25 protein-coding genes and 2 pseudogenes are annotated in these 26,767 nt (G+C 65.5%); 9 read left to right on the plus strand and 18 right to left on the minus strand.

Going from position 1 to position 26,767, the window contains the following annotated elements; translation table 11 throughout:
• The first annotated feature begins 45 nt into the window (after window positions 1–45).
• The 4 genes from ACHMW6_RS33075 to ACHMW6_RS33090 all read left to right on the plus strand — a co-directional run bounded on the left by ACHMW6_RS33075 (window position 46) and on the right by ACHMW6_RS33090 (window position 3,672).
• On the plus strand, window positions 46–1,374 hold the full coding sequence (locus ACHMW6_RS33075) for a hypothetical protein (RefSeq protein WP_395403525.1): 1,329 nt from the start codon (window positions 46–48) through the stop codon (window positions 1,372–1,374).
• A gap of 208 nt (window positions 1,375–1,582) precedes the next feature.
• Window positions 1,583–2,119, plus strand: coding sequence for an ATP-dependent protease subunit HslV (gene hslV, locus ACHMW6_RS33080; RefSeq protein WP_395403527.1), 537 nt, complete (start codon window positions 1,583–1,585; stop codon window positions 2,117–2,119).
• 9 nt (window positions 2,120–2,128) lie between these two features.
• Complete coding sequence (gene hslU / locus ACHMW6_RS33085; protein WP_395403529.1) at window positions 2,129–3,466, plus strand: ATP-dependent protease ATPase subunit HslU; 1,338 nt, start codon at window positions 2,129–2,131, stop codon at window positions 3,464–3,466.
• Window positions 3,466–3,672: a hypothetical protein gene (locus ACHMW6_RS33090; RefSeq protein WP_395403531.1), complete on the plus strand. Its 207-nt coding sequence runs from the start codon at window positions 3,466–3,468 to the stop codon at window positions 3,670–3,672. Before hslU ends, ACHMW6_RS33090 begins: the two co-directional genes overlap by 1 nt.
• Here ACHMW6_RS33090 and ACHMW6_RS33095 read toward each other — a convergent pair whose 3' ends face one another.
• The 18 genes and pseudogenes from ACHMW6_RS33095 to gpmA form a co-directional block, all read right to left on the minus strand.
• On the minus strand, window positions 3,673–5,886 hold the full coding sequence (locus ACHMW6_RS33095; RefSeq protein WP_395403533.1) for a patatin-like phospholipase family protein: 2,214 nt from the start codon (window positions 5,884–5,886) through the stop codon (window positions 3,673–3,675). It lies immediately after the preceding gene.
• A gap of 4 nt (window positions 5,887–5,890) precedes the next feature.
• A complete protein-coding gene (locus ACHMW6_RS33100; RefSeq protein WP_395403535.1) occupies window positions 5,891–6,559 on the minus strand; it encodes a type II secretion system protein N in 669 nt (222 codons plus the stop codon).
• 16 nt (window positions 6,560–6,575) lie between these two features.
• Window positions 6,576–7,796 (minus strand): type II secretion system inner membrane protein GspF, encoded by a 1,221-nt coding sequence (gspF, locus tag ACHMW6_RS33105; protein WP_395403537.1) that lies wholly within the window; start codon window positions 7,794–7,796, stop codon window positions 6,576–6,578.
• Between the two features lie 3 nt (window positions 7,797–7,799).
• Entirely contained in the window at window positions 7,800–9,221 is a 1,422-nt protein-coding gene (gene gspE / locus ACHMW6_RS33110) for a type II secretion system ATPase GspE (protein ID WP_395403539.1), read from the minus strand.
• A complete protein-coding gene (gene gspD, locus ACHMW6_RS33115) occupies window positions 9,218–11,392 on the minus strand; it encodes a type II secretion system secretin GspD (RefSeq protein WP_395403541.1) in 2,175 nt (724 codons plus the stop codon). The genes gspE and gspD overlap by 4 nt, the downstream gene beginning before the upstream one ends.
• Window positions 11,392–12,201 carry a type II secretion system protein N gene (gene gspN / locus ACHMW6_RS33120; protein WP_395403543.1) on the minus strand — a complete coding sequence of 270 codons (810 nt, stop codon included), beginning with the start codon at window positions 12,199–12,201 and terminating at the stop codon, window positions 11,392–11,394. The genes gspD and gspN overlap by 1 nt, the downstream gene beginning before the upstream one ends.
• Window positions 12,161–12,679, minus strand: a complete 519-nt coding sequence (gene gspM / locus ACHMW6_RS33125) for a type II secretion system protein GspM (RefSeq protein ID WP_395403545.1) — start codon at window positions 12,677–12,679, stop codon at window positions 12,161–12,163. The genes gspN and gspM overlap by 41 nt, the downstream gene beginning before the upstream one ends.
• Window positions 12,676–13,857 carry a type II secretion system protein GspL gene (gene gspL / locus ACHMW6_RS33130; protein WP_395403547.1) on the minus strand — a complete coding sequence of 394 codons (1,182 nt, stop codon included), beginning with the start codon at window positions 13,855–13,857 and terminating at the stop codon, window positions 12,676–12,678. Before gspL ends, gspM begins: the two co-directional genes overlap by 4 nt.
• A gap of 77 nt (window positions 13,858–13,934) precedes the next feature.
• Window positions 13,935–14,906: a type II secretion system minor pseudopilin GspK gene (gene gspK, locus ACHMW6_RS33135; RefSeq protein ID WP_395403549.1), complete on the minus strand. Its 972-nt coding sequence runs from the start codon at window positions 14,904–14,906 to the stop codon at window positions 13,935–13,937.
• The gene (locus tag ACHMW6_RS33140; RefSeq protein ID WP_395403551.1) at window positions 14,903–15,658 is read right to left on the minus strand and encodes a type II secretion system protein J; all 756 of its coding nucleotides are present in this window, start codon (window positions 15,656–15,658) and stop codon (window positions 14,903–14,905) included. The genes gspK and ACHMW6_RS33140 overlap by 4 nt, the downstream gene beginning before the upstream one ends.
• The gene (gene gspI, locus ACHMW6_RS33145) at window positions 15,655–16,020 is read right to left on the minus strand and encodes a type II secretion system minor pseudopilin GspI (protein WP_395403553.1); all 366 of its coding nucleotides are present in this window, start codon (window positions 16,018–16,020) and stop codon (window positions 15,655–15,657) included. The genes ACHMW6_RS33140 and gspI overlap by 4 nt, the downstream gene beginning before the upstream one ends.
• 2 nt (window positions 16,021–16,022) lie before the next feature.
• On the minus strand, window positions 16,023–16,484 hold the full coding sequence (gspH, locus tag ACHMW6_RS33150) for a type II secretion system minor pseudopilin GspH (RefSeq protein WP_395403555.1): 462 nt from the start codon (window positions 16,482–16,484) through the stop codon (window positions 16,023–16,025).
• A 13-nt stretch (window positions 16,485–16,497) separates the two neighbouring features.
• Window positions 16,498–16,938: a type II secretion system major pseudopilin GspG gene (gspG, locus tag ACHMW6_RS33155; protein WP_395403557.1), complete on the minus strand. Its 441-nt coding sequence runs from the start codon at window positions 16,936–16,938 to the stop codon at window positions 16,498–16,500.
• Window positions 16,939–16,992: 54 nt separating this feature from the next.
• Window positions 16,993–18,990, minus strand: coding sequence for an amidohydrolase family protein (locus ACHMW6_RS33160; protein WP_395403559.1), 1,998 nt, complete (start codon window positions 18,988–18,990; stop codon window positions 16,993–16,995).
• Between the two features lie 124 nt (window positions 18,991–19,114).
• Window positions 19,115–19,873, minus strand: coding sequence for a HesA/MoeB/ThiF family protein (locus tag ACHMW6_RS33165; protein ID WP_395403561.1), 759 nt, complete (start codon window positions 19,871–19,873; stop codon window positions 19,115–19,117).
• Between the two features lie 2 nt (window positions 19,874–19,875).
• Window positions 19,876–21,348, minus strand: a complete 1,473-nt coding sequence (locus tag ACHMW6_RS33170) for a S41 family peptidase (protein WP_395403563.1) — start codon at window positions 21,346–21,348, stop codon at window positions 19,876–19,878.
• A gap of 223 nt (window positions 21,349–21,571) precedes the next feature.
• Window positions 21,572–23,020 (minus strand): murein hydrolase activator EnvC family protein, encoded by a 1,449-nt coding sequence (locus ACHMW6_RS33175; protein ID WP_395403565.1) that lies wholly within the window; start codon window positions 23,018–23,020, stop codon window positions 21,572–21,574.
• A 6-nt stretch (window positions 23,021–23,026) separates the two neighbouring features.
• A pseudogene (gpmA, locus tag ACHMW6_RS33180) lies at window positions 23,027–23,774 on the minus strand (2,3-diphosphoglycerate-dependent phosphoglycerate mutase).
• A gap of 104 nt (window positions 23,775–23,878) precedes the next feature.
• Here gpmA and ACHMW6_RS33185 point away from each other — a divergent pair.
• The 5 genes and pseudogenes from ACHMW6_RS33185 to ACHMW6_RS33205 all read left to right on the plus strand — a co-directional run bounded on the left by ACHMW6_RS33185 (window position 23,879) and on the right by ACHMW6_RS33205 (window position 26,759).
• A complete protein-coding gene (locus ACHMW6_RS33185) occupies window positions 23,879–24,280 on the plus strand; it encodes a rhodanese-like domain-containing protein (RefSeq protein WP_395403567.1) in 402 nt (133 codons plus the stop codon).
• A gap of 16 nt (window positions 24,281–24,296) precedes the next feature.
• Window positions 24,297–24,558, plus strand: a pseudogene (gene grxC, locus ACHMW6_RS33190) (glutaredoxin 3).
• A gap of 142 nt (window positions 24,559–24,700) precedes the next feature.
• Window positions 24,701–25,180 (plus strand): protein-export chaperone SecB, encoded by a 480-nt coding sequence (gene secB / locus ACHMW6_RS33195; protein WP_395403569.1) that lies wholly within the window; start codon window positions 24,701–24,703, stop codon window positions 25,178–25,180.
• A gap of 89 nt (window positions 25,181–25,269) precedes the next feature.
• Entirely contained in the window at window positions 25,270–25,716 is a 447-nt protein-coding gene (locus ACHMW6_RS33200) for an SH3 domain-containing protein (protein ID WP_395403571.1), read from the plus strand.
• Between the two features lie 5 nt (window positions 25,717–25,721).
• Complete coding sequence (locus ACHMW6_RS33205; RefSeq protein WP_395403573.1) at window positions 25,722–26,759, plus strand: NAD(P)H-dependent glycerol-3-phosphate dehydrogenase; 1,038 nt, start codon at window positions 25,722–25,724, stop codon at window positions 26,757–26,759.
• Window positions 26,760–26,767: the final 8 nt, after the last annotated feature.

A 26,767-nucleotide genomic window follows, 5' to 3' on the forward strand; every position in this document is an offset into this window, starting at 1 on the left:
GCCGCGGCGTGCTTTTTTTTGCTCTTAGGCTACACTAACAGTCCCATGGGACTTTTCTCCATTTTCAAAAAGAACAAGGCCGAAGAGTTCGTCGAGGATGACGAAGCCGCCGCTCGCCTGGCCGCCGACAGCGAACTGCAGCGCCAGCGCGCCCAGTCCGACCTGCAGCGCGATATGGCCCGCGCCACGGCCTTGAAGATCGACGCTATCGAAGCGGCGATGGCGGCCGACATTTTCAACGAACCGGAGCCGGCCTGGCAGCGTCCGCGCCGCCCGGCCCGTCCTGCGCCGGCCGAAGCCGCCGCCGCCGGTGATGGCAATACCTTGCCCATGCTGGAGCATGACACCACCGAGCTGCTGGGCGAAGACGACACTCCGATCGAAGCCGCTGCCGCCGAAAGCGCGCCTATCGTCGAGGAAATCGCCATCCTGTACGCCAACGGCCAGACCGACGCGGCACGCGAAATCCTGGCTTCCAGCGTGCGTGAGTCCGGCGCCAATGACCGCACGGCCTGGTGGATGCTGTTCGACCTGTACCAGGTGCTGAATGACCAGATGGCGTTCGACGACCTCTCGATCGATTACGCCAGCAAGTTCGAGACTTCCCCGCCGCCCTGGGCACCGCTGCCGGCCGAAGCGCCGCAGACCGGCAATGCCGGCTACTCCGGCCTCACGCCAACCGTGGCGCTGGCCGGTGTACTGAATGCCGCCATTGCGGCCCAGCTGGCCAAGGTGGACACCGCACCCAGCCGCCTGCCGCTGCGCTTCGACTTCAGCCGCGTCAACGGCGTGGAGCCGGAAGGCTGCGCCCTGCTGCTGGAAGCGCTGCGCAAGGCCCAGTCTGGCCAGCGCGAGCTGATCGTGGCGGCCGCGCCCGAACTGGCCAACCAGATCCGCGCCACTCTCGATGTCGGCCGGCGCGACGAAGGCGAAGCGCCGTGGCTGCTCTATCTGGAGCTGCTGCGCCTCCAGAACCGCGAGAAGGACTTCGAAGAAGCGAGCATGGACTATTGCGTGACCTTCGAAGTGTCGCCGCCGCCTTTCGTGGCGCCGACCAAGGTCGCGAATGCACCAAAACAGGCCGCCGCCGCGGCTTCCGACCGCTTCATGCTGCCGGCCCTGATCGATGGCGACCTGGCGGGTTTACTCGCCGCCATCAGCGGCTATGCTGATCAGTATCCGGCCCTGGTTTTCGACTGCTCGCGCCTGACCCGCATCGAATTCGGCGCGGCCGGGCAGTTGCTGGCCAAGCTGAAGGAACTGGCGGTCGACGAGCGGCGCATTGAATTCCGCGATGTGAATCACCTGGTGGCGGCGTTGTTGCGGCTGCTGGGATACGCGGATATTGCGCGGCTCTTCCCCCACCGTTATTAGCGGCGCGCGCACGGCGGGTCAATGACCCGCCCTACGCTTCGGTGGCGAATCGACGAGGCGTAGGGCGGATCATATGGGGGCGCCGAGCCACGCCGTGTTTGCGGACCCGCGGCGCGTCCGCAAACGCCGCCGGCCGCGTCTTGCATTCCCGACAGTCGGCCGCATATTTGCGGCTGGACGCCCGATCGCGTCATTACATGAGGCAACTATGGAACAATTTCACGGAACGACCATTCTGTGCGTGCGCCGCGGCAAGCAAGTGGCGCTGGGGGGCGACGGCCAGGTAACCCTGGGCAACGTCGTCATGAAGGGCACGGCGCGCAAGGTGCGCAAGCTGTACCAGGGCAAGGTCCTGTGCGGCTTTGCCGGCGGCACCGCCGACGCCTTCACCCTGCTCGACCGCTTTGAAGCAAAACTGGAAAAACACCAGGGCAATCTGCTGCGCGCCTCGGTGGAAATGGCAAAGGACTGGCGCACCGACCGCGTGCTGCGCCGCCTGGAAGCCATGCTGCTGGTCGCCGACAGCGAATCGACCCTGGTCATCACCGGCAACGGCGATGTGCTGGAACCGGAAGGCGGTGTCGGCGCCATCGGCTCGGGCGGTTCCTACGCCCAGTCCGCCGCACTGGCCCTGACCCAGAACACCGACCTGGCGCCGGCCGACATCGTCAAGAAATCGCTGACCATCGCCGGCGAGCTGTGCATCTACACCAACCTGAACCACATCATCGAAACCCTGGACTAAGCTAAGACTATGAACATGACTCCGCAGGAAATCGTCGGGGAACTCGACAAGCACGTCGTCGGCCAGGGCAAGGCCAAGAAGGCCGTGGCGATCGCGCTGCGCAACCGCTGGCGCCGCCAGCAGGTGGAAGAACCGCTGCGCCATGAAATCACGCCCAAGAACATCCTGATGATCGGCCCCACCGGCGTCGGCAAGACCGAGATCGCGCGCCGCCTGGCCAAGCTGGCCGATGCGCCCTTCATCAAAGTGGAAGCGACCAAGTTTACCGAAGTGGGCTATGTGGGCCGCGATGTGGACACCATCATCCGCGACCTGATCGATATCGGCGTGAAGCAGACGCGCCAGTCGGAAATGGCCAAGGTGCGCGCGCGCGCCGAAGATGCGGCCGAAGACCGCATCCTGGACATCCTGCTGCCGCCGCCGCGCGACTTCGGCTTCAGCACTTCGCAAACGCCTGAAGCGCCGGCCAATGACGCCACGCGCCAGACGTTCCGCAAGCGCCTGCGCCAGGGCGAGCTCGATGACAAGGAAATCGAGATCGAGCTGGCCGAGCAGAGCCCGACCATGGAAATCATGGCGCCGCCAGGCATGGAAGAAATGACGGAACAGATCAAGTCCATGTTTTCCGGCATGGGCAGCGGCCGCAAGAAGGCGCGCAAGATCAAGATCAGGGAAGCCATGAAGCTGCTGCTGGACGAGGAAGCGGCCAAGCTGGTCAACGAAGACGAGATGAAGCAGAAGGCCATCCAGAACGTTGAGCAGAACGGCATCGTCTTCCTCGACGAGGTGGACAAGATCGCGTCCCGCTCCGAAGTGGGCGGCGCCGACGTGTCGCGCGCCGGCGTGCAGCGCGACCTGCTCCCGCTGGTCGAGGGCACCACGGTGAACACCAAGTACGGCATGATCCGCACCGACCATATCCTGTTCATCGCGTCCGGCGCCTTCCACCTGGCCAAGCCTTCGGACCTGATCCCCGAGCTGCAGGGCCGCTTCCCGATCCGCGTGGAACTGGAATCGCTGTCGATCGCCGACTTCGAACGCATCCTGACCAGCACGGACGCCTGCCTCACCAAGCAGTACGAAGCGCTGCTGGCGACGGAAGGCGTAAAATTGATCTTCGCACCGGAGGGCATCACGCGCCTGGCGGAGATTGCCTTCCAGGTCAACGAACGCACCGAGAACATCGGCGCGCGCCGCCTGTATACGGTAATGGAAAAGCTGCTGGAAGAAATTTCCTACTCGGCCACCGAGAACGGCAGCAAGGAAATCACCATCGATACGGCGTATGTGAACCAGCGCCTGGATGCGCTGTCCGTCAACGAAGACTTGTCGCGCTACGTACTGTAATGGCAAACAAGGAACTGGCAACCCGGCAGAAGATGCGATTCCGCGTCGAGCCCTCGCAGCACATCAGCAAGCCGCGCAACCCGTTTGCGCAGCTTGCCAAAGCACGTGCCGCCGGCCCGCACGACAAGAGCCGCACCACGGCCGAACGCCAGGAAGCCAAGCGCCTGATCGCCAAGAAGCTGCGCGGCGATCAGGACGAAAACTAGTCACCAGATCGGGCCGAGGAAGAGATAGCCTGTCTGCTCGCCGTTCTTCGTTGCGCCGGCGCCGAGGAAGAGCGGTCCGAAGCGCGTTTCCACCTGCAGGAACACACTGCCCGCCTGCTTCAGCGCGCGGCCCAGCGCATCGGGCTTGCGGTCGAAGCCTCCCCCCGCCTCCAATGAAAATCCTGCACGCAGCGTGCCGCCGAAAGCGCTGGGCAGCGCGCCGACGCGCTTCGCCAGCACCAGCCGCGTGAGCACCACCGTTGGCTGCTGGATTGAATCGTTGCGCGTGCCGGACAGGCGCAGGAAGCCGCCCAGGTTGATCGGCGCCGCGCCGGACTTGGATCGCGCCCATTCCCCCAGCACGTGCCCGGCCCAGTCGCCGTAATGGAAGGCCCACAGGCCCTGGGCGCCCACGCTGGCCTGGGCCGCGCCAACGCCGGCGCCGCTGGCGGGCGAGCTTTCGCTGCCCAGATTGACCAGCACGCCGCGCGTGGGGAAGCCCAGGGAATCGAGGGTGTCGATGCGGAAGTTGATGAAGCGCGTGTGGTTGGTGGCCTTCGTATCCGGTACATCGGGTTGTTCCGGCACCAGCGTATGCGCCGTGTAGCGCTGGCGCTTGAAGCCAATATTCAGGTCGCCCCAGTTGCCGAATTCGCGGCCGATGGCCAGCGAGGCAGTGCGCGCGTCATAGCCTATGCGTGCCGTACGCAGGCCGCTGCTGTACAGGTCCGAAATCACGGCGCCCGCTTCCAGCGCGGGCAGCACATACCATTTCGAGCCGGGACCCAGCGGCTGCCACCATTGCACGCCGATGCCGCGTATATTGCCCAGGCGCGCCTGGGTGCGCAGTTCGCCGCCCCAGCTGTTCAGCGAAGAGCGCACGTGCATCATCTTGATGGCGAAGTCGTTGGCGTCGCGGAAGTCGCTGGCCAGTTCCAGTCCCACACGGGTGCGGTGACGGGCCCATTCGGCTTCGGTGGCGTTGATGGTCACCTCGCGGCCGCTTTCCTTGTCGCGCACGTCCGTTTCCACCCGGGCCAGGTCGCCGCGGCCGTACAGCGCGACTTCAGCCTGCCGCACATCCTCGCGCGTGACGGGCTGGCCCGGGTCCAGGCCGGACTGCGCTTTCAGCACTTCCGGGTTGATGTGCTGTGTGCCCTGCACTTCCAGCTTCGCCAGCAGTTTGGGCTGGTCCCGTTCACCGGGGCCGGCCAGGCGGTTCGCTTCCAGGCGGGCGTATTGCGCCGCCGGGATGGACAGCGCTGCCAGCCGTGGCGCAAGCTCGTCCGCAGCCGCTTCACCGGCTGCGATCGCGCGCTGCCATGTGCTGAAATCGAGGAAGCTCACTCCCTGCAGGTCGGGCGCGATAAGCAAGTCATTGGGCCCCAGCTCGCGGATCGAGCGCTGCACATTCTGCTCGGTGAGAATTTGCAGCATCTGGTTAGCCACGCCGAGCGCGCTGCCCAGCTCTTTCTCCGATGCCAGCGGCGTACCGACGTTGACGGCGATGACCACGTCCGCCCCCATGGCGCGCGCCATGTCCACCGGCAGGTTGCGCACCAGGCCACCATCGACCACCAGGCGGCCCTTGATGCGCACCGGCGCGAACACGCCCGGCACGGCCAGCGAAGCGCGCATGGTCTGGAACAGGGGTGTGTCGTCCAGTTCCACCAGCTCGCCCGTCAGCAGGTCGGAGGCGACGGAGCGGAACGGCAACGGCAACTGCGCCACGGACGTGTTGCGGGTGCCGGCCGGGATGATGCGCTGCAGGGCCATCTCCAGCGCTGCGTTGCTGGCGGCCGCCGGCGGCAGCGTAACGCCCTGGCTGCTCAAGCCGAATTCGATGCGGGAGGGGATGTTGATGTCTTCATCGCGGCGGCGGAAGGCCAGTGCATCGCGCGCCGGGCGATCGGCCACCACGCTGTCCCAGTCGGTGGTGGCGGCCATTTTTTCCAGGTCTTCGATCGAGGCGCCTGCCGCAAAGGCGCCGCCGACCACGCTGCCCATGCTGGTGCCGACCACGATGTCGACCGGCACGCGCAGCTTGTGCAGCGCGCGCAGCACGCCTACGTGAGCGAAGCCGCGGGCGCCGCCGCCGGAAAGCACGAGGGCGATGCGCGGGCGCGCGGATGCGCTGTGTTCAGGCCCCTGCGCCGACGCCGGGCCATGCAGCGCCAGCAGGCAGCAGACGAGGGTGGCGCACAGCGCGCGCATGGCCTTAGCGTGCCGGGTTGGTCGTCACCGGCTGAGCGGGCGCCATTTGCGCCGGCGGACCCTGGACGGTACCAGGAACCGGTGCCGGCACAGCGCCAGGCTGGCCGGGCTGCTGGGCCACCGGCGGCAGGCTCACGCCTTGTCCTGGGATCGGCGCCGACGCCGGTTGTTGCGGCGCAGGCGCAGGCTGCGGCGGCGGCACGGGCACCGGCTGCGGCACCGGTTGCGGCCCGGATGGCGGCGGCAGCATCGGCTGCACGCCATTGGCCGCCGAGCCTTCGTCCACGGCCAGGTCCAGCCGTTTCTGGATGCCGCCTTCCATCAGGGTGACGAAGCGCGGCTGCACATCCTTCACGGTCACGCCCGGCGCGACTTCCTTGCCTACGCCATAGGCTTTCGCCGGCTGGCCATCGGCCGAAATAATGGCCGCGCTGCCGCGGCCATTGGCGGCAGCCACCACGCCGCGCAGCTGGTAGTTGCTGACCTGGGCGACAGCCGTCTGGCCGCCGAACAGGCCGCGCGCGGCGTCCACATTGACTTCGGGCGCCTGCACAGCCGGCGGCGGTGCGATGGGACGCTGCTTGGGCTTGAACAGCTGCAGCCCCCAGTACGCCAGCGAGGCGGACAACACCGCCACCGCGGCCACACTGCAAATCAAAGGCAAACGCTTCAAGTTCTATTCTCCGTTTTCAGCGTACCAGCTGATTGATTTCGATGATCGGCATCAGCACAGCCAGCACGATCAGCAGCACCACCACGCCCATTGCCAGGATCAGCATCGGTTCCAGCAGGCCGGCAATGGTCAGCGTGCGGCGTTCCAGGTCCGCTTCCTGCGCGCTGGCGGCGCGGTCCAGCATGGCGGGCAGTTCGCCCGTGATTTCGCCGGCGCGGATCATGTGGATCAGCATGGGCGGGAAATGCTTTTGCGCGGACAGCGCCCGCGCCAGGCTTACGCCCTCGCGCACCGCGTCGCTGGCCTGCTCCACCAGCTCGCGCATGGCCACGTTGGACAGCGTATCGCGGCTGGTTTCCAGCGCGCGCAGGATGGGCACGCCCGAACCGGTGGTGATGGCCAGCGTGCTGGCGAAGCGCGACGTGTTCAGGCTGCGTTCGAACTTGCCGTACAGGGGCGCCGTCAGCAGCCAGGTATGCCAGCGCAGCTTAAGGGCCGAGTTCTGCAGCGCGCGCCGCCAGCCGAACCAGGCGGCGATCAGCGCGGCCAGCACCACGAAGCCGTAGCTGCGCACGAAGTCCGAGATGGCCAGCATGATCACGGTCAGGATCGGCAGCTTCTGCTTGGTGTTCGCGAACACGGACACGATCTGCGGCACCACATAGGTGAGCAGGAAGATCACGATCAGGAACGCCACCACGGTCACGATGGCCGGGTAGGTAAAGGCCAGGCGCACCTTCTGCACCAGCGCATTGCGGCGCTCGATATAGTCGGCCAGGCGCGACAGCACGCGCGACAGCTGGCCGATCTGCTCGCCCGACGCCACCAGGGCGCGGTAAATCTCGGCGAAGTCGCGCGGGTGGCGCGACAGCACGTCCGACAGCGCCGCGCCGCCGATCACTTCCGAGCGGATCGAGGCGATCAGGTCGCGCACATACGGGCGCTCCGCCTGTTCCAGCAGGGCCGTGAAAGCCTGCTCCAGCGGCAGGCCCGCTTCCAGCAGGCTGGCCAGCTGGCGCGTGAACAGGGCCAGCTCGGTGGTGCTCAGCTTCTCGCCGAAACCGCGCCGGGTGGCGGCGCCGCTGGCGTCCACCTGGGCCGCGATGGCGTCCACCTTGATCGGCACCAGGCCCTGCGCCCGCAGGTCGGCGCGGGCCGAGCGGGCGCTGTCGGCGTTGACTACGCCCTTCTTGCTTGCGCCGCCTTCGTCGACGGCTTCATAACGGAAGGCCGGCATCGCTTAATCCTTGGTCACGCGCAGCAGTTCGGCCGGCGTGGTGGTGCCGTTCGCCAGCCAGCGCTCGCCGTCTTCGCGCATGGTCTGCATGCCGTGCTGCTGGGCGGTGGCGCGCACTTCCGCTTCCGAGGTGCGGTCGTGGATCTGGGCGCGGATATGTTCGTCCGTCTGCAGCAGCTCGTAGATGCCGACGCGGCCCTGGTAGCCCGTCATGCCGCACTTGTCGCAGCCGACAGCGTGCCATTGCTGGCCGTCGAAGGTCTTGCACTCGGGGCACAGCTTGCGTACCAGGCGCTGGGCCAGCACGCCAAGCAGGGACGACGACAGCAGGAACGGTTCGATACCCATGTCCAGCAGACGCGTGACGGCGGACGCAGCATCGTTGGTGTGCAGGGTCGCCAGCACCAGGTGGCCGGTCAGCGAAGCCTGCACCGCGATCTGCGCCGTTTCCAGGTCGCGGATCTCGCCGATCATGATCACGTCCGGGTCCTGGCGCAGGATGGCGCGCAGCGCCTTGGCGAAAGTCATGTCGATGCGCGGATTGACCTGGGTCTGGCCCACGCCCTGCAGGTCGTATTCGATCGGGTCTTCCACCGTCATGATATTGGTGGTGGTGGAATTCAGCAGCGACAGCGCGGCGTACAGCGTGGTCGTCTTGCCGGAGCCGGTGGGGCCGGTGACCAGCACGATGCCGTGCGGCTGGTTGATCAGGTGGTTGAACTGGCCGAGCATGGTTTCGCTCATGCCCAGGTGCTGCAGGTCGAGGCGGCCCGCTTCCTTGTCCAGCAAACGCAGCACGGCGCGCTCGCCGTGGCCGGTCGGCAGCGTGGAGACGCGCACGTCCACCGGCTTGCCGCCCACGCGCAGGGTGATGCGGCCGTCCTGCGGCAGGCGCTTTTCCGCGATGTCCAGCTGGGCCATGATCTTGATACGCGAGATCAGCGAGCCGTGGATGGCCTTGCGCGGACGCACGATATCGCGCAGCGCGCCGTCCACACGGAAGCGCACCACGGACGTCTGCTCGAATGGTTCGATGTGGATGTCGGATGCGGCATCGCGCAAGGCTTGCGTCAGCAGCGCATTGATCATGCGGATCACGGGCGCATCGTCGGACGATTCCAGCAAGTCCTCGATGGCCGGCACATCCTGAAGCAACTTGGTCAGGTCCAGGTCGGCGTCGAATTCCTCGGCCACCTGGGAAGCGTCGCCGCCCGCACCGGCGTAGGCGCTGGCGATGGCGGCATCGAGGTCGGCGCGCGGCATGTGCTTCAGGTTGACGCGGCCGAAACGGCGCGACACTTCCGCGATCGCCGCCGGCGGCGTCGCGTTCGAGATCAGCACATCGACCGTATGCGCATCGCCTTCCGTGGGCTGGGCCAGCACCAGGAAGTCGCGCGCAAAGGCGTAAGGCAGGAGGTTGGTCATTGCTGCTTGGGCTCCGTAACTGCGCCAGGTTCAGTCGGCGGCACTGGCGCCGGCGGCACCGGACGCGCCAGCATGCCGCCCGTCGGCTGGCCATTCATCACTTCCGGCAGCACGGGCTGGCCGAGCTTCGGCAGCAGGATGGTGGTATCCGGCTGGATCTGCTGCTGCGTGCCGCGGATGAAGTCATAGCGGTCGCCGGTCAGGTTGGTGCTCTGGTCGCGCGTGCGGATCACCTGCGGACGCAGGAACACCATCAGGTTGGTCTTCTTGCGCGAACGCTTCTGGTACTTGAACAGGTTGCCGATCACCGGAATGTCGCCCAGGCCGCGCACCTTCTCGACGTTGTCGCCGGCATCGTCCTGGATCAGGCCACCAAGCACGATGATCTGGCCGTCGTCGGCAATCACATTGCTTTCGATCTGGCGTGTCTTCAGGATGATGCCGCTGGAGTTGGTCACGGTATCGTCGATGCTGGAGTTCTCGTTGTAGATCGCCAGCTTGATGGTGCCGCCCTCGGAAATCTGCGGACGCACTTTCAGGATCAGGCCCACGTCCTTGCGGTCGATGGTCTGGAAGGGATTGGTGCTGCTGCCCGACGTCGTGGTGAAGGAACCGGTCAGGATCGGCACGTTCTGGCCGACGCGGATGGTGGCCACTTCATTGTCCAGCGTGATCATGTTCGGCGTGGACAGGATATTCGTGCCGCCCACGGTTTCCAGCGAGTGCGCCACGGCGCCCAGTCCCAGGTCGCCGTTGGCCAGCTGCTTGAACACGCCGATGGTCAGGCCCGGGCCGGGCGGCGTGTTGGCGCCGGTGGCGAGGTTGACCAGGTTATTGCCGGTGCCGTTCTGGAAGGATGTGCCGCCGCCAACGCGGTAGTGGTTGCCGGCGCTCAGGCCGGCCCACTGCACGCCGAATTCGGCCGCCTTGTCGGCGCTGACTTCGACCACCAGGGCTTCGATATAGACCTGGGCGCGGCGCACATCCAGCTGGTCGATCACGGAGCGCAGGTTGCGGTAGACGGCTTCCGGCGCGGTGATGATCAGGGTGTTGGTGGACGCGTCGGCCTGGATGAAGCCGCCGGCGCCGCCGGTGCTCAGGGTCTGGGCGCCGCGGTTGCCGGTCAGCGCGGGATTGGTCGGGCCGGTGGCGCCGCCGGTGGTGCTGCCCGTGCCGGACTGGCCGAGACCCTGCTGGCCGGCGCCCGGGGTCGTGCCCAGCGTCGACAGGCCGCTCTGGCCGCCGCTCTGGGAACCGGTGGAGGAGCTGTCGCTGGCGACCACGGCGCGCAGCGTTTCCGCCAGCTTGGTCGCTTCCGCATTCTTCAGGTAAACCACGTGCACATTGCCCAGCTGCGCGGTCGGCTGGTCCAGCTTCGTGATCAGGGACTTGGCCAGGTTGGCGCGCGCCACGGACGGTGCGCGCAGCACCAGCGAATTGGTGCGCGGATCGGCCATCACGGTCACGCGGCCGGAATCGCCGCCGGCGCCCGGCTCCATCAGCTTGTTGACCATGGCCGCCAGGTCGCTGGCAATGGCGTAGCGCACGGGGACCACGTCCAGGTCCGTGGCGGACGGCGCATCCAGCGAAGCGATGATCTTGGCCAGGCGCTTCAGGTTGTCCGCATAGTCGGTGATGACGAGGGAGTTATTGCCCGGATTGGCGTTGATCGTATTGTTCGGCGTGATCAGGGGACGCAGCACGGTCACCAGGTTGGCCGCCGCCTCGTGGTTCAGGTGGAACACCTGGGTCACCACCTGGTCGCCCTTCGGCGCCGCCTGGCCGCCCACCACGGTGGGGCTGGCCTGCAGCTTGGCTTCCGCTTCCGGCACCACCTTGGCATAGCCGTCGCCGCTGACGATGGCGTAGCCCTGCAGGCGCAGCGCGGATGTCAGCAGGCTGAAGGCCTGCGACTTGGTCACCGACTTTTCCGACACCAGGGTGATCGTGCCCTTCACGCGCGGGTCGATCAGGAAGGTGATGTTGGTGTAGTGGCCCACCGCCTTGATGACGGACTCGATGTCGGCGCCCACGAAGTTCAGCGCCGCTTCATCGTTCGGAGCCGCCCAGACCGGCGCGGCGGCCGGAGCCAGCGCACAGCACAGCAGCGCGGCGGCGCTCAGTCGGCGCAGCGCCGGGAAGGTGTTTTTGCTTGCGGTGTGTGTCTTCATTATCTGAACTCTAGTGCAATGACGTTTTTAACGCTATTCGGACGGCGCTGGCCCAGCAAATTGAGCAGGCCCGCCAACGTATCTTCATAACCGCTTGCCGCTTCGGCCTGCCCCGAGAACTGCAGGCGGCCATGGTCGATCTTGCCGGTGCCGCTCAGCAGCAGCGGACCTTTCACGGTCCCCAGCAGCAGGTTCGCCACCTGGCCCTGCCAGTCCAGGGCAACCGTGTAGCTGCCCAGCGGACGGATCGAGGTCAGGCGCGAGGCCATGTCCTGCATCTCCAGCGTGGTGCGCCCGTTCAGCGACACCGCATTGCCTTCGCGCGCCAGCTGCAGCGACGTCCAGGAAAGCTTCATGCGCCCGCTCGGCGCCAGCGTATTCAGCGGCGCGCCCAGCCCGGACAAGCCCTCGGCCGGCAGCATGATGGCGGCCGGGCTGATTTGCCACTGGCTGAAGCCCCCGCGCAGGTTCACCGGCTGGGACAGCGATTCGGGATTGGACAATTCCACATCCACGCTTCCCACCAGCACCAGCGGCGACAGCTTCCAGGCAAAGCGCCCCGGCAGCAGCGGCGTGACGGCATCCTTGCCGCTGGCCGCGCCGCCGATGAAAGCGGAGCCGCGCCACAGCGTACCCTGCGCGTCGCCCAGCGTCAAACGGCCGCCGGTCTGGGTTTCCACCATCTGCGCCACCCAGGACGCGGGAAGAACGCCAGCAGCGTCAGGCCCGCGCTGGCGGCAATCGCCAGGATCCAGAGCAAGGCGCGCTTCATCGTGCTCCTGCTTCCTGGCGCAGCGTGAACGTGGCATCGACCTGCCCCGGCGTGCTCTGCGCGCTGATATTCGCGTCCTGCACCAGCAGGCGCTGTTCGCGGCGCATGGCGTCCAACCAGGCGACGATGCCGGCGAAGGCCGCGCCCTTGAATTCCAGCCTTGCATATTCGCCGGTGACGGTCAGGCTTTGCGGCGACAGGCCGCGCTGCTGCAGGCTGGCGTTGACGCTCTCGCGCGACATGGGCGGCGGCTGGATCGGCGCCTGGGCCGAGAGCTGGGCCGCTTCGCCGGCCAGCGACTGCAGCTCGGCGACCTGCTGGCGCAGCTGCGGCAGCTCTTTCGCCAGCTTCGCGCGGCCGCTGAAGGCCGGATCGATCAGCAGGCCGTACACGAGGCCGAAGGCGACGACGGCGCCGCCGATCTTCAGCATGCGGCGCTCCTGCTCGTTGCGTTCGTTCCACCAGGCGCCGACGGCGGCGCGGTAGCCGCCGAATTTGTCGGTCAGTTTGCTCATTTCGCGCCTCCCGCCTTGACCTGCCACACGCCGGGACCCGTTTCCAGCAAGGCCAGCTTGCGCGGCGCCAGCGCGGCCTGCACCTGCGACATGCCATTCGCGTCCACGCTGTTCGGCTTCAGTTTCACGATCAGGGCGCGCTCCTTGTATTCCAGGCCGGCTACGATTTCGCGGTTCGGCAACATGGCCAGCGCCTCGGCCAGCGCGGCGCTCACGGCGGTGAATTCGTCGCCCCCGCCCTCGCCGCTGGCGGCGCGCGCGACGGAGATATTGCGGCGCATCTGCGCCACCGGGTCGCCCGTCACCGGCTGGTTCGGATAGGCGGCGCGGAAGACCTGCAGCATGGCCTGGCGCTCGGTGGCCGCTTCGCCGCGCAGGCGGAACCATTCGACATTGGCGCCGATGATATTCACCAGCAGGGCCGCAACGGCAATCCCGACCGGCCATTTCCAGCGCTGCCACATGCGCGCCGAAGCGCCGCTGACGGCGCCCAGGCCGGCGGCCAGGTCCAGCTGCACGGCCTTGGCGGCCGAGATGCGGTGCGCCCAGTGGTCTTCCTCGACCACGATGCCGGGCACTTCCAGCGCCAGCTTCTCGTATTCGGCGCGCACGGCGGGCGCCACGTACAGGGTGACGGGAGCGTCGCAGGCCAGCGCGCGCAGCGTGTGCAGCGCCGCTTCCGGCTGCGGCGGCAGGGTCAGGCCCATGCCTTCGTATTGCGCGGTACGCAGGGTCAGTTCCAGGCCGGCGTCATCCAGCCCCAGCGCGGCGGAAGCGCCGCCCGGCTGCAGCGGCAGGCAAAGCTGGGTGGGCAGCGCGCTGATGCCGTGCGCACCCTGCGCCACCAGGGCCTTGACCAGCACTTCCAGCCAGGCGCGGTTAGCGACGGCTATCACGCGTTCGCCGGTATCGCCGGTCGCGGGGGCCAGGGCCAGCACGCAATCGGCGGGATCGCCCAGGATCTGTTCTTCGACGAGGTTGGGCAGGGCGGCTTTCAGTTTGGCGCCGGACAGCGGCGGCACCTTCACGCGCAGCAGCGTCACATCGGCGGCGGCCAGCAGCAGCACCACGCGGCGTGCACCGGCGACGAGATCGCCCAGGTTGCCCAGCGCGCCGGCGCCCTGCTGCATCACATTGCCGCCATCGCCCACCATGGCGAACTGGCAGCTGTGCGGCACGCCCGTATCGGGGGGCGCCAGCGGCGCGGGCCGGATACCGAATGTAGAGAGTCGTCAAAGCGTTCTTTCCTTGTTCCTTAGATTTCCCGTATCCATACAATGCTGGTCTTGCCGGTCGGCTCGCGCTTGACCAGCGCCCAGCTGACCAGCTCCGCGCGGTCCAGCCGCACGCGGCTCAGGACCAGGAAGTAGTTGCTCAGAACCGCCACTTCCACGTTCTGTATGCGTTTCTTGCCGCTGGCCTTGAGGTAATTATCAAATTCGTCCACGCGCCCGTAGAACGAGCGCTTGCGCGACCCCACCAGCGACTGCGCCTCGCTCACCGACAAATCCGTCAGCGCCGACAGCACTTCGGCCGGCGCCGTGTTCACATTCACCTGCGATCCCTCCGGCAGCACGATCACGAAGTCGCGCAGCTTTTCGATCGCGGCCTGGTTGAAGCCGGAAATCGACAGCAAATCCTCCACCCGCACCAGCTCCATCGGCTGGCCATTGCCGCCCGGGACAGGCAGCTGCCCGGGCAAGCTACCGGCCGGCGCCGTGGTGCTGCCCACCTGGCTGCGCGCCACCTGCTCGGCCACCGTCTGCGCCAGCGAGGGATTCAGCTGGAGGTTTTGCAGCAGGCGCTGGAAAACTGTCACCTGCCCTGGCAGTACGTAACGGTTAAGGGCCAGATTCGCCAGATTGTAGCGCGACTGTGCGTCGTAAGTCTGCCCCGCAATTGTCGCATCGAAAGATTCGTTCTGGATGCGCTCGCGCTCCACAAACTGGTCGAGCCGCGTTTCAGCCAGCGGCGTGGCCCAGATGCCGTCCGCGCGCGTGGAGCCGTGGCTGTCCACCAGGTCCTGGCGCAGTACCAGGCGGACCAGGTCAAGGCCGCCGCGCAGGATCCAGCGCGTCTGGAAATGCAGGCGCTGGTTTTCCATCGAACGCACCTGCACCTGCTGCTGCCAGAACAGGCTGGCGACGATGGCGACCGCCAGGGTCGTCAGCAGCAAGGCCGTGACCACGGCCACGCCGCGCTGCCGGATACCGGGACGCCTGCTCATACGGCCCCCAGCAGGAAGATCTTGGCCAGCACATTCGGCAAGCCCTGGAGCTGCAGCGACACTTCGATGCCGGTGGGGCCGGACTGCGGCACGGCGATCTGCGGCGTGGGCGGTCCGCTCGGGTTCGGCGTGCCACCTGGGCTGGTACCGATGCCCCCCTCGCCCTGTCCCTGGCAGGCGCCAGGCTCCGGATTGGTGCAGGGCGCTTCGCCGGACGATTGCGTCGCATTCGAGAAGGAAGTCGACGCATTCTCCGGCTGCTTCCAGGCGCCGTTCTCCCACACGCGTACCGCCATGCTGGTCACGCCGCCATGCAGCGCCACTTCGCGTTGCACGTCGCCGCCGGCGTCGCCCAGCGATGCCTGCCACAGAGCGTCCAGCTGGGCCAGGTCGCGCGTCGATTGCGATTCGCTGCGCGACAGCACGCCGTCGCGGATACGGTAGCTGACCACCTGCAGCTGGGTCGGCGCATTCTCGGCCAGCACGGTGCGGACGAAGACCAGGCGCGTGTTGTCGGCCATCAGGTTCTGGTGGTTGTTCAGCACCGTGCCCTTGTCCGCGATCTGTTCCAGGTCGCTTTGCAGCTGGGCGAAGGCGAGCTGGATGCCGCGCGTCTGCTCCATCTGCGTGGTCAGCTGCTCGCGCGAGCGCACGATGCCATCCAGGCCGCGCCAGCCCAGCACGGCCACGATGGCCAGCACCGTGATCGCGACCAGCAGTTCGACGAGAGTAAAGCCGCGTGCGTTCTTCATTCCTGCAGCACCAGTTGGACCAGCTTGATGATGCGGCGCTCCGGGCGGCTGGCTTCGAACACGCTCACCTCCACCCGGCGCATGCGCGGATTGGGGCTCTGTATCACTTCTTCCTGGCACAGCAGCTGCAGGTCGCCCTGCGGGCATTCGAAGGTCGTCTTGCCCACGGCCGGATAAACTTTCGCCAGGCGCACCTGCACCAGGCGGTTCTCGGCCGACCAGGTGGACATCATGGTCAGGCGCAGGCCATCGCTGTTCTGCGTCAGGCTGCCGATGGCGCGCAGCGAAGCGCCCAGCGCCGTGCCGACAATCAGCAGCGCCACCAACACTTCCAGCAGGGTAAAGCCTTGTTGACGGCGCATCCTCAGTCCACAGTGAAATGGCCCACGCCATCGGCGCGGATGGTGGCGCTGACGTCGCCCAGCGCCAGGGTCAGCGCAAAGGGCTTGTCCACCGGTTCGCGGCCGAACACGATGCGCAGGTTGCCTGGCGCATTGGTGGCCGGATCGAGCAGCAGCCGGATGGGGGATTGCTTGAACTGGCGTTCGCGCAGCATATCGTCCTGCGGCAGCGGCTCCCAGGTGCGGTCGTTGCGGACCAGGAAGCGGTAAGCCTCCGAACTGGCTTCGAAAGCCACCGGGCGGTTGCGCACGATGGCTTCGTCGCGCGCCAGCTGCAGCAAGAGCGCGATGCGTTGCGCCTCCTGCTGCAAGGCCTGGCGCTGGCTGGGCGCGGCATTCATCGTGACCAGGCCCAGCGTGAGGCCGATGATGACCAGCACCACCAGCAGTTCAATCAGCGTAAATCCGCGCTGGCGGCCGCGCATGCCTCAGATTTCCTTAGTTGTCCCAGGAACCGACGTCGGCATCGTCACCGGTGCCGCCGGGCTGGCCGTCGGCGCCATAGGAGAACACATCGATCTCGCCTTTCAAACCGGGGGACAGGTACTGGTAAGGATTGCCCCACGGGTCCTTCGGCATTTTCTCGATGTAGCCGCCCGCCTTCCAGCCATTGGCTGCCGGGCCGGAAGTCGGCTTGGTCAGCAGCGCCTGCAGGCCCTGTTCGGTGGTCGGGTAGCGCTGGTTATCCAGCTTGTAGAGCTTGAGCGCCTGCATGATGGTCGCAATATCCACCTTGGCGGCGGCCACCTTCGATTCGGCGGCGCGGCCCAGCAGCTTCGGGACCACGAGCGCGGCCAGCACGCCCATGATCACAACGACAACCATAATTTCAATCAGCGTAAAGCCGCGGGCACGGCGGCGTTGAACAATCTTTTGCATAAAGGTCAAGTTATGAAATAAACAATGATGCCTGGATCCAGCAGTATAGACGAATCAGTCACGCTGGCGGCCACTAAGTCCTATCTGGCGCAGCGCGCCCTCATTGCTGCCGGCGATATTGGACGGCACGGCTTGCAGCGGCTTCACGGCGGGCGCCTCGCTGACGAAAGGCTTGATGCCGAGCGCCTTGTCCACTTCCTGCGGATAGATGATGCGCCCGCGCGTGATCACGGCCGCCACTTTCTGCAAGTCGCGGATATCCCTGGTAGGGTCGCCATCGACCAGCACCAGGTCGGCCAGCTTGCCTTGCTCGATGCTGCCGCGTTCATGGCTGGTGCGCGTGTAACGCGCGCCGTTGCGCGTGCCAATCTGGATCGCCTGCGCCGGCGTCAGGCCGGCCTTGACCAGGAATTCCAGCTCGGACCACAGCGTGAAGCCGGCCAGGTCGTCGGTGCCGGCCACCAGCGGCACACCTGCCTTGTGCAGGCGGCCCACGAATTCCACCATCTTCGCGAATGACTTTTCATAGCGCTTCTGCGTGACCGCGTCCGGAATCTTCATGGTGCCGACGTGGAAGCTGCGCGCCACATCCGGCGGCATATTCGCTTCCACCGGCGCCCAGGGTTCGTTCACATCGCCATCCTGCTGCTTGAGGAAGGCAAAGGTGGACAAGGTGGGATCGATCACGATCTGCTTTTTCGCCAGCATGGCGACGAAGTCCTTCACCGGCTTCGAGTTGAAATCGAGATCGCCCGTCTTTTCAGCCGGCAGGTAGAAGCGTTCCAGGCTGCGCGTTTCCACGCCCGGCTTGAACAGGAAGTTCAGCATCACCTGGTTGATGTGCTGGATCTCGTCATAGCCTGCGTCCAGCGCCTGCTGGGCGCGCAGGCCGGCCGGAATGTGGCCGGACACGCGCATGCCGCGCTGGTGGGCGTAGGCCACCGTATCCTTCAGGATCTCCTTCGGAAAGGAGTTGTAGATCTTCAGCTGCGGATAGCCGTGCTCCGCGTACCAGTCGACGGCGTTCTTCGCCTGCGGCAGCGTATTCACGACAAAGCCAGCTTTCGAGGAGTACTCGCTCTCGCCTTCCAGGAAGCCGGCCGGCACGATCTGCGGCGCCAGCAGCTTGCCGTCCGCCGTCTCATCGATCATCATTTGCAGCTGGGCGTTGTCATTGCCCATATCGCGCACGCTGGTCACGCCGGCCGCGACATGCAGCGCGCCTTCCCAGCGGTTGATGTGCGAGTGCATGTCGAACAGGCCGGGCAGCACGATGCGGTTGCCCGCATCGATCTCGTTGACGGCGCCGCGCACCGGCGAACCGGCCGGCAGCACGGCGGTGATGCGCCCGCGCAGCAGATAGATGTCGGAAGGCTTGCCGACCACCGCTTTCTCGCTGTCGAACACGCGCGCATTCTTCACGACCGTCAGGCCATCCAGCGGATGCTGCAGCTTTTCCGCCAGCTCCCGGAGCATGCGGGCTTCGGCCTGCTGCTGGCGTTCGGCCAGCAGTTTGCTGTTGCCCTGCCAGCCGTCCAGCGACGCGACATAGGTGCCCGGCACCACAACGGCAAACAGGTATGGCTTCTCGCCCGTGGTGGCCCAGTAGAACTGCGGGCTCAGGCCCAGGCCCGTCTGGGCTAGCAGCTGCACGGTCTGCGTCTGGCCGCCCGCACCGGTGACCTGCACTTCATCGAGCTTGCGATGGGTCAGCGTGCCGGAGGGCAGCAGCGGCAGGCTGTGATCCGGCGCCGCGGCCAGTGCGGCGATCGCGGCGGAGTTGAATTCATAACTGCTGTTCAGCGGCACATAAATGGCTGGGCCGCTGACATCCTTGCTGCCTTTTTCCGAAGTCGATTTCCACTCCGCCTTACTGCCGCTGCGCGTGAACGTCTCGTCCACCACGGCGCCGAAGGTCGAATTACCCTTGACCGTGAAGCTGCTCATGGTGCCGTCCGGCGCGAGGCGGAATTCCTCGTTCAGTTCCGGACCGCGGCCATTGTCCTTGTAGATGAAGCGTACTTTGGTGAGCCCGTCGTCCTGGCGTTCCACCACCTGTTCGCCTGTCTGCTTGCCGCTGTTCTCGGAAATGATGACGTAGCGGGTGGTCTCGGGTTGCCGCCTGCGAAAAGGCGGCGGTGATGGACAGTGCGATGACGGCGGAAAGTCGCTTCATTCAGTCTCCTTTTTTGACGGCGCAGACGGGGCAACCGTCATTGCGCCCGATGGCGATGCTGCTCCACTCCATGCGCAGGCCGTCCAGCAGCAGCAGCCGGCCGGCCAGCGATTCGCCGATGCCCATCACCAGCTTAAGCGCTTCGGCGGCCTGCATGGCGCCGACCACGCCCACCAGCGGTGCAAACACGCCCATGGTGGAACAGGCCACGTCCTCGAAAGGCTGGTCCTGCGGGAACAGGCAGGAATAGCAGGGCTGCTCGCCCGTGCGCGGATCGAACACGCTGACCTGGCCATCGAAGCGGATCACGGCCCCGGAGACGAGGGGCACTTTGTGCGCGACGCAGGCGCGGTTGACGGCATGGCGGGTCTTGAAGTTGTCGGTGCAGTCGAGCACCACGTCGTGCTGCGACACCAGCTCGGCCAGGCGCGCATCGTCGGCCCGCTCCACCAGCGCGGTGACGGTGATATCGGGATTGATGGCGTGCAGGGTTTCGCGCGCCGACTCCGCCTTGGCGCGGCCCACGCGCGCCGTGGTGTGGGCGATCTGGCGCTGCAGGTTGGTGAGGTCGACCGTGTCGTTGTCGATGATGGTCAGCTGGCCGATGCCGGCCGAGGCCAGGTACATGGCGGCGGGCGAACCGAGGCCGCCGGCGCCGATCACCAGGGCTTTCGCCTCCAGGATCTTCTGCTGGCCCTCTATACCGATTTCATCGAGCAGGATATGGCGCGAGTAGCGCAGCAGCTGGTTGTCGTCCATGCTTATTTTTTAGCTGCCGCCTTGTCGTCCAGCTTGGGCATCTGCACCGGCTTGGGTTCCGGTTTCAGGTCCACTACCGGCGGCTGCTGCACTTCAGCCTTGGCCAGCTTCACCGGCAAGCCCTTGAAGTGGTTCAGGGCCTGGGCCAGCTGGAAGTCGTCCTTGCCGCCGAATTCGATCGGCTTCTGCGTCTTGGCCAGCGCGATCAGGCGCTGCTCTTCTTCCAGCTCGTCGCGGCGGTTGGCAGGGGCCGCTTCCTCGCCGTTGCTCAGGTGCTTGTCCAGGTCCGATTCGCGCACGCGCAGGGCGTTGAGCGCATCGCCTTCGGCCGTTTCATCGACCAGGATGTCCGGCACGATGCCCTTGGCCTGGATGGCGCGGCCGTTTGGCGTGTAGTAGCGGGCCGTGGTCAGCTTGACGGCGGTATCGGCGGTCAGCTGGCGCAGGGTCTGTACCGAGCCCTTGCCGAAGGTCTGGCTGCCCATCACGATGGCGCGCTTGTAGTCCTGCAGGGCGCCAGCCACGATTTCGGAGGCGGAAGCGGAACCGCCGTTGACCAGCACCACCATGGGCACCGTTTTCAGCGCGGCGGGCAGCTTGGACAGCGGGTCGCCGCCGCTGCGGCCGGAATAGTATTCGGGACGGGCGTAGAAGGTCTGCTGGGAGTCGATCAGCTGGCCGTTGGTGGACACCACCACGGAATCCTTGGGCAGGAAGGCCGCCGACACGCCGATCGCACCCGGCACCACGCCGCCCGGATCATTGCGCAGGTCCAGCACCAGGCCCTTGATGTTCGGATTGTCCGCATACAGCTTGCCCAGCTTCCTGGCCATGTCATCCAGCGTGGGCTCCTGGAATTGCGAGATGCGCAGCCAGGCGTAGCCCGGCTCGATCATCTTCGCCTTCACGCTGTGCACATGGATTTCCTCGCGCACGATGGGGAAGATCAGGGGCTTGTCTTCATTCTTGCGCGAGATGGTCAGGGTGACCTTGCTCTTCGGATCGCCGCGCATCTTCTTGATCGCTTCATCGAGGGACAGGCCCTTGAGCGGCGTGTTATCCAGGCGGGTAATCAGGTCGCCCGCCTTGATGCCGGCCCTGAATGCAGGCGAATCCTCGATCGGCGACACCACCTTCACATAGCCGTCTTCCATGCCGACCTCGATGCCGATGCCGACAAACTTGCCGGCCACCGATTCGCGCATTTCCTTGAAGGCTTTCTTGTCCAGGTAGACGGAGTGGGGGTCGAGGGAAGCGACCATGCCGGCAATGGCGTCCTGCACCAGCTTCTTGTCGTCCACCTGCTCCACGTAGTCGGACTTGATCAGGCCGAACACGTCCGAGAGCTGGCGCAACTCCTCGAGCGGCAGCGGCGCGCCGGATTTTTGCGCCACGGCGGAAAATTGCATGGACGCGGCCACGCCGGCGACCATGCCCAGGCCGATCAGGCCGATGCTCTTGAACTTGTTTCCCATGACGCTTTCACTTGTGTTCTTCGTTCGAAATGACGTTCCGGGCCGGTCGCGGCGGATCAATGATCCGCCCTACACGTCAATCACCAAGGACGCAGTCGAACCGCCAACGCCGCATCGCCAATCATTTACGCACCGCCGACCCGCGCCGACGAACGGTCATTGAACCGCCACCGGCGCGTAGGGCGGATCATTGATCCGCCGTCTGTTTGCCATTTCGAAAAATTTAAAACTTCACCCACCCTGCAGGGTCGAACGCCTTGCCCTGGTGTCGTAATTCAAAGTATAAACCCGATTCTTCGTTGCCACCGGTATTTCCGGCCGCCGCGATCGCATCGCCCGCCTTCACTGCATCGCCTTCCCGTTTCAGCAGCGATTCGTTGAAACCGTAGATGCTCCAGTACTGGCCGCCGTGGTCGACGATGATCAGGTTGCCGAAGCCGCGCAGCCAGCGTGCGAAGACCACGCGGCCGCCGGCCACCGAGCGCACTTCCGCGCCTTCCGCCGCCTGGATGAACATGCCCTTCCAGCTCACGCCTTCGCCGCGCTTGGTGCCGAACTTCGCGGCCACCTTGCCGGTGACGGGTGCGCGCATCTGGCCTTTCAGGCTGGCGAAAGCGCCATCGGGTGCGGCCGGCGCCAGCGCCACGTCGGACGGACGGGGTGTTTTCTCGTCGCGCTCCGGCGCTTTCTCGGCCACTTTCGGCTCTTCCGGCTCCACCGGTTCCGGTTTCGGCGGCGGCGTCCTGATGCCCTTGGCCTTGTTTTCCTGGGCGATGCGTTCGCGTTCGGCCTGGGCCTTGGCGCGGGCCAGGGCACGCGCTTCGGCGGCCGCCTTGGCCTTGGCGGCGCGTTCGGCCGCCAGTTTTTCCTGGCGCGCCTTTTCCGCCGCAGCGGCGCGCGCCTGTTCTTCGATCAGCTTGTTCAGGCGCTCGACCAGGCCGCCCAGGCGCTGCTCGTCCTGTTCGACCTTGCCCGCTTCCTTGCGCTGGGCGGTCAGCTTCTTCGACAGATTGGACAGCATGGCGGCGCGGCGCGCCTTTTCCTGCTCCAGCACGGACTTCTGCTGGCGCTCTTCCTGGGCGATCTCGTCCAGCTCTTCCTTGGCGTTCTGCGCTTCCGCCTGGTTTTCCTCGACCGCCTTCAGGTTGGCGCGCAGGGATTCCAGCAATTTGGCCTGGGCCTGGGACACATAGGCCATCAGCTGCAGTTCGCGGTTGATGCGGTTGGGATTGTCGCCGGACAGCAGCAGCTTCATGCGGTCTTCATTGCCCGCCACATACTGCTCGCGCAGCAGCTTGGCCAGCTGCTGTTTTTGCGCCGCCACGGTGGCGGCCAGACGCAGCTGCTCGGCGGCCAGCTGGGCCAGCTTCGCATTGGTCTGCGACTGTTCCTCGGCCAGCTCGCGCAGCGAGCGGTTGGCGTTGGAAATGGCCTCCTCCGACTCGGCCAGCGTGTCGGCCGCGTCTTCGCGCGCGCTCTCGGTCTTGCCGATATCGCGCTTCAGGTCCACCAGCTTTTTCTGCAAAGCGGTGCGCTCCGCCTCGGCGACGGCCTTTTGCTTGCTGCGTTCGGTCTGCTTGGGGGCCGCGTAAGCGCCCCCAGCGGCCAGCGCCAGCGCAAGAGCGGCAGCCCATGCGAACGCGCCGGCGCGCCGGGTCGGAGTCACTGCCATTGAAACTTACTTGGCCTTGCCCTGGTTTGCCACGGCGGCCTGGGCCTCAGCGATGGCGGCCGGGTCGCCCAGGTAGTAGCTTCTTGATCGGCTTCAGGTTGGCGTCCAGTTCGTACACCAGCGGCTGGCCGTTCGGGATGTTGAGGCCAACGATGTCCTGGTCGCTGATGCCGTCCAGCATCTTGATCAGGGCGCGCAGGCTGTTGCCGTGGGCCGAGATCAGGATCTGCTTGCCGGCCTTGATGGCGGGGGCGATTTCATCATCCCAGGCCGGCATCACGCGGGCTACGGTGTCTTTCAGGCATTCGGTCAGCGGAATGGAATCCTTCGGCAGGCCGGCGTAGCGCGGATCGTTGAAGGAGGCGCGGTCGTCGTCCGCTTCCAGGGCTGGCGGCGGAATGTCATAGCTGCGGCGCCATACCAGCACTTGCTGGTCGCCGAACTTGGCGGCGGTTTCACCCTTGTCGAGGCCCTGCAGGGCGCCGTAGTGGCGCTCGTTCAGGCGCCAGTCGTGCTTGATCGGCAGATACATCAGGTCCATCTCGTCCAGCGTCAGCCACAGGGTGCGGATGGCGCGCTTCAGTACGGAGGTGTAGCACAGGTCGAAGGTGAAGCCGGCATCCTTCAGCACCTGGCCGGCGATCTTTGCTTCGCTAACGCCTTTTTCCGTCAGGTCCACATCGGTCCAGCCGGTGAAGCGATTTTCAAGATTCCAGGTGGACTCGCCATGACGCATGAAAACAATCTTATACATAGAGCAATATCTTAAGGGTTGGAAATTAGTGGAAAACCGCCGCCGGAGCCGCGCACAAGCATCTATTTTATAATGCGCGGATTAAGTTCAACCATTGGAACCCCGTGAAATTCATTCTCGACCATATCTTTCTTATTGGCATCGTCCTTGTTTCCGGCGGCGCCCTGCTGTGGCCAACGTTGACCCAGCGCGGAAAAAAAGCCTCGCCGGCCCAAGCGACCCTGTTGATAAACCGCGGTAAAACCACCATTGTCGATGTACGCAGCGCGGAGGAATTCGCGACGGGCCGCTTGCCGGATGCAATCAATATCCCGGTTGCCGACCTGTCGAACCGCGTGGGCGAGCTGGAAAAATCCAAAAGCAAGACCACGATTGTTGTTTGCCAAAAGGGTACGCGCGCTTTCGGCGCCGCGAGAGTTCTGGAAAAGGCTGGATTCACTGACGTCGTCGTGCTGGATGGCGGCGTCGCGGCTTGGCAGGCTGCCGGTCTGCCAATGAAGAAATAACTGTGAAGGAATCGCCATGACAGCCAACGTAACCATGTACAGCACCCTGGTGTGCCCCTATTGCGTCCCGGGCCGAGCGCCTGCTCGAGAGCAAGGGCGTCGCAAACATTAACAAGATCCGTGTTGACCTGGATCCAGCCCAGCGCCAGCTGATGATGCAAAAGACTGGCCGCCGCACGGTGCCGCAGATCTACATCGGCGAAACGCATGTGGGCGGTTTCGATGACTTGTACGCGCTCGACCAGGCTGGCGGCCTCGATCCCTTGTTAAAAGGTTAAACAGTCCCCAAATACAACGAAGGGCGCCAAAACGGTTTGCAAATAAATCAGTTTTGCTACAATCAGCCCTCGCGTTTGATTTGGGCTGTCCGCAGCCTGGCCAAGCATTAACAGAGACTTAACACGATAACGAAAGCGATCCATGTCTGACGAAACCCTGCAACCCGTATTCCAAATTCAACGCGTCTACCTGAAGGACATGTCGCTGGAACAGCCTAACTCCCCAGGCATCTTCCTCGAGCAGACCCAGCCGACCATCGAAGTCGCCCTGGACGTTGGCGCCGAGCCGCTGTCCGAAGGCATCTTCGAATCGACCGTGACCATCACCGTGACCGCCAAGGTCGGTGAAAAAGTCGCTTTCCTGGTTGAAGGCAAACAAGCCGGCATCTTTGAAGCCCGCAACATCCCGGCTGAACAGCTGGATCCGCTGCTGGGCATTGGCTGCCCGAACATCGTGTACCCGTACCTGCGTTCGAACATCGCCGACCTGATCACCCGTGCCGGCTTCCCGCCTGTGCACCTGGCTGAGATCAACTTCGAAGTGTTCTACCAGCAGCGTCTGCAGGCCCTGGCCCAGCAGCAAGCTGCCGCCGGCACCGAAGGCACTCCAACCGTGCAGTAATATTTCTGTTGTACCATGGGAGTCCGAGCGGCTCCTTGTCCACAAAGGCCCGTAGTGGCCTTTGTGCGTTTATAGACATGCGTTTTGCAATGAAAATTTCCCGTTCGATTGTTTTCGCCGCGGCCTTGCTGGCCTCCGCCAGTGCCTGGGCTGTGGACTACCGGACGGTAGGCGCTGCGCCGGCCATCCTGTACGATGCGCCGTCCAGCAAGGCGAGCAAGCAGTTCATCGTTCCGCGCGGCACGCCGCTGGAGGTCGTCCTGACCTACGGCGAATGGGTCAAGGTGCGCGATATTGACGGCGGCCTGGCCTGGACCGAGGCAAAAAGCCTGGGTGGCAAGCAGCGCAATGTCATGGTGCGCAGCGCCAATACCAGGGTGCGCGCCTCGGCCGACGAGGCTGCCACCGTCGTCTTTATCGCCGACAAGGGCGTGCTGCTCGAACTGGCGGAACCGGCCGGCAACGGCTGGACGAAAGTGCGCCACCGCGACGGCCAGAGCGGCTTTGTGCGCAGCACCGATATCTGGGGCCTCTGAAGTCAATGCCGAATAATCATAAGAACGCGGCCGCGCCGCGCAAAGTCAGCGTGCTCGGCGCCGGCGCCTGGGGCACGGCTGTCGCCATCGCCGTGGCGGCGCGCCATGATGTGCTGCTATGGGGACGCAACGCCGCCGCCATGGCGGAAATCGATGCCGCCCGCGAGAACACCCATTACCTGAAGGGCTACCCCTTCCCCGCCAGCCTGGCCGTGACCGCCGATTTCGACGCGGCCGTGGCCCATGTGGGCAGCGACGGGCTGCTGATTGCCGCCAGCCCTGTAGCCGGACTGCGTCCGCTGCTGCAGGCGCTGAAAGGCAGGAACATTCCGAACATCGTGTGGCTGTGCAAGGGCTTCGAATACGAAACCGGACTGCTGCCGCACCAGATCGTGCGCGACATCCTGGGCGACACGGTGCCGGCCGGCGCCCTGTCCGGCCCATCGTTCGCGCAGGAAGTGGCCAAAGGCCTCCCTTGCGCACTGACCATCGCTTCCTCTTCGGCCGCGCTGCGCGACTGCGTGCTGCAGACCGTGCACGGCGGCACCATGCGGGTGTACTCCAGCGAAGACCTGGTGGGCGTGGAAGTGGGCGGCGCCGTCAAGAATGTGCTGGCGATTGCGACCGGCATTGCGGACGGCATGGGCCTGGGCCTGAACGCCCGCGCGGCCCTGATCACGCGCGGCCTGGCGGAAATCACCCGCCTCGGCACCGCGTTGGGCGGCTCGGTGGAAACCTTCATGGGCCTGACCGGCATGGGCGACCTGATCCTGACCTGCACCGGCGATCTGTCGCGCAACCGGCGCGTGGGCCTCGGCCTGGCGCAGGGCAAGTCGCTGGACACCGTGGTTAATGAACTGGGCCATGTGGCGGAAGGCGTGCCTTGCGCGAAAGCCGTGCGGGAACTGTCCGCCAGGCTGGGCGTGGAGATGCCGATCACCAATGCCGTGGCCGGCGTGCTGTTCGATGGCGACAAACCTGCGGAATTGGTACAACGTTTGCTGGCACGGGACCCGCGCGTCGAGACCGGCCCTGCCGCCTGATCTATAAT

The organism is Pseudoduganella sp. UC29_106 (assembly GCF_044055365.1).
Lineage (GTDB): Bacteria > Pseudomonadota > Gammaproteobacteria > Burkholderiales > Burkholderiaceae_D > Rugamonas.

Coding starts and splice junctions, on each gene's coding strand:
- ACHMW6_RS33075 (WP_395403525.1), top strand. CDS start 46: ATGGGACTTTTCTCCATTTTCAAAAAGAACAAGGCCGAAGAGTTCGTC.
- hslV (WP_395403527.1), top strand. CDS start 1,583: ATGGAACAATTTCACGGAACGACCATTCTGTGCGTGCGCCGCGGCAAG.
- hslU (WP_395403529.1), top strand. CDS start 2,129: ATGAACATGACTCCGCAGGAAATCGTCGGGGAACTCGACAAGCACGTC.
- ACHMW6_RS33090 (WP_395403531.1), top strand. CDS start 3,466: ATGGCAAACAAGGAACTGGCAACCCGGCAGAAGATGCGATTCCGCGTC.
- ACHMW6_RS33095 (WP_395403533.1), bottom strand. CDS start 5,886: ATGCGCGCGCTGTGCGCCACCCTCGTCTGCTGCCTGCTGGCGCTGCAT.
- gspF (WP_395403537.1), bottom strand. CDS start 7,796: ATGCCGGCCTTCCGTTATGAAGCCGTCGACGAAGGCGGCGCAAGCAAG.
- gspE (WP_395403539.1), bottom strand. CDS start 9,221: ATGACCAACCTCCTGCCTTACGCCTTTGCGCGCGACTTCCTGGTGCTG.
- gspD (WP_395403541.1), bottom strand. CDS start 11,392: ATGAAGACACACACCGCAAGCAAAAACACCTTCCCGGCGCTGCGCCGA.
- gspN (WP_395403543.1), bottom strand. CDS start 12,201: ATGCCACGTTCACGCTGCGCCAGGAAGCAGGAGCACGATGAAGCGCGC.
- gspM (WP_395403545.1), bottom strand. CDS start 12,679: ATGAGCAAACTGACCGACAAATTCGGCGGCTACCGCGCCGCCGTCGGC.
- gspK (WP_395403549.1), bottom strand. CDS start 14,906: ATGAGCAGGCGTCCCGGTATCCGGCAGCGCGGCGTGGCCGTGGTCACG.
- ACHMW6_RS33140 (WP_395403551.1), bottom strand. CDS start 15,658: ATGAAGAACGCACGCGGCTTTACTCTCGTCGAACTGCTGGTCGCGATC.
- gspI (WP_395403553.1), bottom strand. CDS start 16,020: ATGCGCCGTCAACAAGGCTTTACCCTGCTGGAAGTGTTGGTGGCGCTG.
- gspH (WP_395403555.1), bottom strand. CDS start 16,484: ATGCGCGGCCGCCAGCGCGGATTTACGCTGATTGAACTGCTGGTGGTG.
- gspG (WP_395403557.1), bottom strand. CDS start 16,938: ATGCAAAAGATTGTTCAACGCCGCCGTGCCCGCGGCTTTACGCTGATT.
- ACHMW6_RS33165 (WP_395403561.1), bottom strand. CDS start 19,873: ATGGACGACAACCAGCTGCTGCGCTACTCGCGCCATATCCTGCTCGAT.
- ACHMW6_RS33170 (WP_395403563.1), bottom strand. CDS start 21,348: ATGGGAAACAAGTTCAAGAGCATCGGCCTGATCGGCCTGGGCATGGTC.
- ACHMW6_RS33175 (WP_395403565.1), bottom strand. CDS start 23,020: ATGGCAGTGACTCCGACCCGGCGCGCCGGCGCGTTCGCATGGGCTGCC.
- secB (WP_395403569.1), top strand. CDS start 24,701: ATGTCTGACGAAACCCTGCAACCCGTATTCCAAATTCAACGCGTCTAC.
- ACHMW6_RS33200 (WP_395403571.1), top strand. CDS start 25,270: ATGAAAATTTCCCGTTCGATTGTTTTCGCCGCGGCCTTGCTGGCCTCC.
- ACHMW6_RS33205 (WP_395403573.1), top strand. CDS start 25,722: ATGCCGAATAATCATAAGAACGCGGCCGCGCCGCGCAAAGTCAGCGTG.